Origin of the sequence: Paraeggerthella sp., from assembly GCF_048427265.1 — a bacterium.
Lineage (GTDB): Bacteria > Actinomycetota > Coriobacteriia > Coriobacteriales > Eggerthellaceae > Paraeggerthella > Paraeggerthella hominis.
Genome location: NZ_DBFOSR010000009.1, coordinates 1 through 4,861, shown reverse-complemented (window position 1 = coordinate 4,861; position 4,861 = coordinate 1). Strand labels below are relative to the sequence as shown.

Sequence of the window (4,861 nt, the reverse complement as noted above, 5' to 3'; positions counted from 1 at the left end):
CCCTCGCCCACGGGCGCAAACAAGGTGCAGTCGGCCCCCAACTGGCGCGCAGCGTTCGCAGAGTTGAACGCGCAGCCTCCCACGACGGCGCGCGACGACTCGACCACCACGCCTTCGCCCGAGGCCGGCAGCGCCGGTACGCAGCACACCACGTCCACCATAATGGCCCCCACCGACAGAACCGCATTGCGCGCTTTCGACGCCCCCATTGCTCCCCCTTCACATAGATCCGCTTTGATCAGCATAGTATACCGACACCCGCGCGAGCCGCTGCACAGGCAAACGCAAAGCGCCGTCGCGTGCCAAGCGAACGCACCAACCCGAACGGCAAAGCGGGCGACCCGAAGGCCGCCCGCTCAACAATCAATCGCCTGTGCGCTACACTTCCAGATGCTTGAACGCCTCCGGAACCTCCTTGTAGCCCTTCGATTTCACCGCGCCGATAATCAGGCCGATGACCATCCAGGAAATGCCCACCGCATAAGTCTGCAAATCAAACCCGGTGAACACGTACACCAGAATGAATATGCCAAGCCAAGGGCAAATCAGGTACTTCACCACGTCGCCGAACGAAGAGCGCTTCTTTTCCTTCACGAAGAAGAACAAGAACACGGCAAAGTTCAACAGCACGAACGACGACAGCGCGCCGAAGTTCACGAATGCCACCAGCGTGGTCATATCCAAGAACATGGGCAGAATCAAGGACACAACGCCCAATGCAATAGACGCAATGTAGGGCGTCTGGAACTTCGGGTGAACCTTGCCGAAGATGCGCGGGATCACGCCGTCGCGGCCCATGGAGTACAGCAGGCGAGAAGAAGCAAGCTGCGCGTTCATGATGTTGGCGATACCAACAGCCACGATATTCACAACGAGCAGCAGCTTGTACAGAACGGGACCGCCCGCCATAAGCGCTGCGTTAAAGAATCCCATTTCGGGATCAACCTGCGAAACGTCGGGCTGAATGAGCGCGGCGACGTAGGTCTGCGCCACGAACACGACCACCATGATGCACAAAGCGATGAGGATGCCCTTGCCGATGGTCTTTTCGGGCTTCACGGTTTCCTCGGCCAGCGTGGACATGCCGTCGAAGCCGAGGAACGACAGGCACGCAATGGAAACCGCCGTCGCTATAAAGTGCGCATCAACCTTACCCGGCTGATAGATGGGGTCGATCGTCAGCTGACCAGCACCGCCGCCGCCCAAAACGAAGCTCGTGCCAATAGCGATGAACGCGATAACGGCCAGGATCTCAACAACGAAAATAACCCAGTCCACGCCCTTCGTCATCTGAATGCCGCGAATGTTCACAAACGTGTTGAACACCACGAACACAACAACCCACAGATACCACGGGCTTCCCGGAACAAGCGCAACGCCCCAGTTCGCCACCATAACCAGCAGCAACGACGGAACGAACACGTAGTCCAACAAAATGAGCCAACCAGCCATGAAGCCTACGTGGGGATTGATGCCGCGCTGCACATACGAATACACCGATCCCGCAATGGGAAAGCGCTTCGACATGCGCATGTAGCTCATGGCCGTAAAGCTGATAGCCACGAAGCCTACGATGTACACGAGCGGCGTCATGCCGCCGCTGGCGATTTGGATTTCGCCGTAGATGGACTGCGGAGCAATGATAACCATGAACAACACGCCGTACAAAACGACGTCGCGCAAGGTCATGCCCCTTCGCAGTTCTTGCTTGTAGCCGAACTGCTCGATGCTCTCTCCGGACGCTTTCGCCGGAGAATCGGTTTGAGCCGACATAGTCGGTCCCCCTTACTAACGTGCAGCCGAAGCCGCCTCTTCCTTCGCCGCTCCGCTGCACTAAAGCGCTGCAACCCAGCGCGCTTGCGCAGCAAAGCGCATCCTCGAATTATCGCGCTACCTTGTCATCGAATCCACAACTTTTTTGTAAACGGACGCTTACATAATTGGAGCCGGGAATTCACCCGGCTCCAACAGCGCCCTTCCCGGTAAAACTCGCTTACGGCTGGGGAACCAGCGGCGGGAACTGCGGCAACTTCGGCGTCCCAACGCGCAGGCTCAGCTGAACCTCGCAGGGCTTGCACGCCTGAGACAACTCTACGTCGCTTTGCACCGACATGTACATATAGGTGTCGATAGCGTCCCAACCCGTAATGCGCATGAGCAAACGCTGCATCTCCTTGGAGCCGTTCATCAGGGCCTCGTCAAACTCCTGAGCGCTCGCGTTCACGTACCACTTGCCGTGCGGGCCAAACGTCTCGAGCACGGGCCAGTTCAACTCGAAATCCTTCACCAGCGACACCTTCACCGTAATGTCGGCAGCAATCTCGATGCCCGTGCCGCACAGTTCGGCGTCGCCCATGGTTGCGTGCACGTCGCCCATTTGGAGCAGCGCGCCCGGCACGCGCACGGGGAAGTACATGCGAGTTCCCTTGGTGATCAGTTTGTTGTCAAGATTGCCCCCATGAGCACCCACGAAACCGTCGATGACATCCTCGCCGTCGGGCGCGGTTCCTATAACCCCGATCATGGGGTCGATGGGGAATTTAACGCCGTTGAACTCGGCCATGCCGTCTTTGATGGGGATGATTTTGCTGCGGTAGTCGGTCGATTCGAACAACGGTCCGCAGTGGTCATCGGTTGCGATAACGCCCTGGTCAGCCACCTGCACGTCGTAAATGTCAACCACCAGCACGTCACCTGGCTGGGCACCTTCCACGTACACGGGACCAGCAGCCGGATTGGTGAACCCGTACGAGAAGTTCAAGTCCTTCATGGTGACGTCTTCGGTAGGAATGCGTCCGGCAAAGCAATCCTGCGTCTTGAACAGCAAAACCTCGCCCGGCTGCGCAGTGTAGCAAGGCGCATTGTCCTTGGAAAACTTAATGACCTGATCTTCGATGACCTGCATGATGCCTTCATCCTCCTTGGGTTGACGATTTGTCCAGTATATTCCTTCAGCGTTCCGCTACGCCATACCCAGCCATACCGCCACTTTCGGTGCATACCCCATAACGAAAATGATCAGAATCAGCGAGGGGATGCCGAACTTCAACCACGGAAGCGACCATGCCGGGAACTTCAGCCCCTTGCCCGTGTCGGCTTCGGCCAGGAAGTTCTCCCAACCCCACCCGCTTTTCGTGACGCAGAACAGCACGAAGAACAGGCTACCCAGCGGCAGCAGGTTGTTCGACACAATGAAGTCCTCGATAGACTGGATGTCGCCGATAGCCGGAATGGTGACGCCCGCGAGCACGTTGAATCCAAGAGCGCACGGAAGACTGAGCACCGTCACCAGAATAGCCGTGCGAGCAACGGCCACCTTGCGACTCCAACCCCACTTGTCCATAGACCAGCTGATCAGGTTTTCGAACACCGCAATGATGGTGGACAGGGCGGCAAAGCTCATGAACACGAAGAACAGCGCGCCCCATAGCTGACCCATGGGCATTTGATTGAACACGCTAGGAAGCGTAACGAACACCAAGCCCGGACCGCTGCCCGGCTCAACCGCAAACGCGAAGCATGCGGGAAAGATGATGAGGCCGGCCATAAGGGCAACCGCCGTATCCAAGCCGCAGATGCGCAGGGCCTCGCCCGTGAGCGAGCGCTCTTTGCCGATGTAGCTGCCGAAGATCTCCATGGCGGCGATGCCCAGCGAAAGCGTGAAGAACGCCTGGCCCATAGCCGCGTACACGGCGTCGCCGAACGTAGCCCATTGCTCCGCAGGCGTTGCCCCGGCGAACAGCTTGCCAAAGTCGGGGATCAGGTAGAACTCGAGGCCCTCCAAGCCGCCCGGCAGGGTAACGGCGCGCGCCACCAACACCACCATGATGCCCAGAAGGCACACCATCATCACCTTGGTGATACGCTCGACGCCTTTCTGCAAGCCCAGGCTGCATACCAAGAAGCCTAAAACGATGACCACCAGCATCCAGCCCACCAATTCGGTGGGGTTCGCCAGCATGTCGTTGAACACCTGGCCGACACCCGCGCTATCAAGGCCGTTGAACGCGCCGGTTCCCATTTTCACCACGAAGGACAGCATCCAGCCGCCCACGGTGGTGTAGAACATCATGAGCACCATGCACCCGATGTAGCCCCACCACGAGAACCAATGCCACTTCCGCGAAGGCTGCAGCGTATCGAACGCAAGCGCCGCGCTTTTTTGGCTGGCGCGGCCCACGGCGAACTCCATGACCATGACAGGCAGACCCAGAATGATCAAAAAGACCAGGTACATAAGCACGAAGGCCGCGCCGCCGTACTCGCCCACGATGTAGGGGAAACGCCACACGTTTCCCAAGCCGATAGCGCATCCGGCGCTGATCAGGATAAAGCCCAACCGCGACGCGAACCGCTCACGGTCGGCAGTTTGCACGCCGCCCGTCCCCTTGCCCTCGCTCATACCACGCTCCTCTTGCAGATATTTGCACGCAACTGCCTGTTAGCAAAACGCTGCAATTGTAGCGCAAAAAGGTGGGAGAACCCGGCTGCGAGCCGCAATGTGCCTGTTCGATCGGGCGAAACGACCGACGCAGCCTACGCAATCGGGAGAGCGGCGGGCCGGGGCGACCGGGGCTGGAAACAGGGCTACAGCCGAAGGTGGAGGCGGGGCGTGGCCACAATCGAGCGCGGAGGCGCGGTTGAAAGCGAGGCGTGCTCTAGCGTAGGTCTTTCGAGGCTTGTGCGAGCCTGCGCTCGATGACCAGGTCGCCAACGCCCTTCACGATAAGCAGCACGCCAAGCATCAGGACGAATGCCGCCGTGGTTTCGAAGGGATTGACCACGATAACCACGCCGCCGATGGCCACGGCGGCGCTTATCACTATCGAAGCGATCCACGTGCTGCCCTGATACGCGCGCA

5 protein-coding genes are annotated in these 4,861 nt (G+C 59.0%); all 5 read right to left on the bottom strand.

Annotated features, from left to right (window positions below):
• Nucleotides 1–209, bottom strand: a 209-nt coding sequence (locus ACMNI9_RS00995) for a PfkB family carbohydrate kinase (RefSeq protein ID WP_418830398.1), incomplete at its 3' end; no start/stop codon positions are given.
• A gap of 169 nt (nucleotides 210–378) precedes the next feature.
• Nucleotides 379–1,773, bottom strand: coding sequence for an APC family permease (locus ACMNI9_RS00990; RefSeq protein WP_114566697.1), 1,395 nt, complete (start codon nucleotides 1,771–1,773; stop codon nucleotides 379–381).
• A 220-nt stretch (nucleotides 1,774–1,993) separates the two neighbouring features.
• Nucleotides 1,994–2,905 (bottom strand): acetamidase/formamidase family protein, encoded by a 912-nt coding sequence (locus tag ACMNI9_RS00985; RefSeq protein WP_114566698.1) that lies wholly within the window; start codon nucleotides 2,903–2,905, stop codon nucleotides 1,994–1,996.
• Nucleotides 2,906–2,962: 57 nt separating this feature from the next.
• Nucleotides 2,963–4,402: a sodium-dependent transporter gene (locus tag ACMNI9_RS00980; protein ID WP_114566699.1), complete on the bottom strand. Its 1,440-nt coding sequence runs from the start codon at nucleotides 4,400–4,402 to the stop codon at nucleotides 2,963–2,965.
• A gap of 256 nt (nucleotides 4,403–4,658) precedes the next feature.
• On the bottom strand, nucleotides 4,659–4,861 hold a 203-nt coding region (locus ACMNI9_RS00975; protein ID WP_418830394.1), incomplete at its 5' end, for a DUF308 domain-containing protein.

Coding starts and splice junctions, on each gene's coding strand:
- ACMNI9_RS00990 (WP_114566697.1), bottom strand. CDS start 1,773: ATGTCGGCTCAAACCGATTCTCCGGCGAAAGCGTCCGGAGAGAGCATC.
- ACMNI9_RS00985 (WP_114566698.1), bottom strand. CDS start 2,905: ATGCAGGTCATCGAAGATCAGGTCATTAAGTTTTCCAAGGACAATGCG.
- ACMNI9_RS00980 (WP_114566699.1), bottom strand. CDS start 4,402: ATGAGCGAGGGCAAGGGGACGGGCGGCGTGCAAACTGCCGACCGTGAG.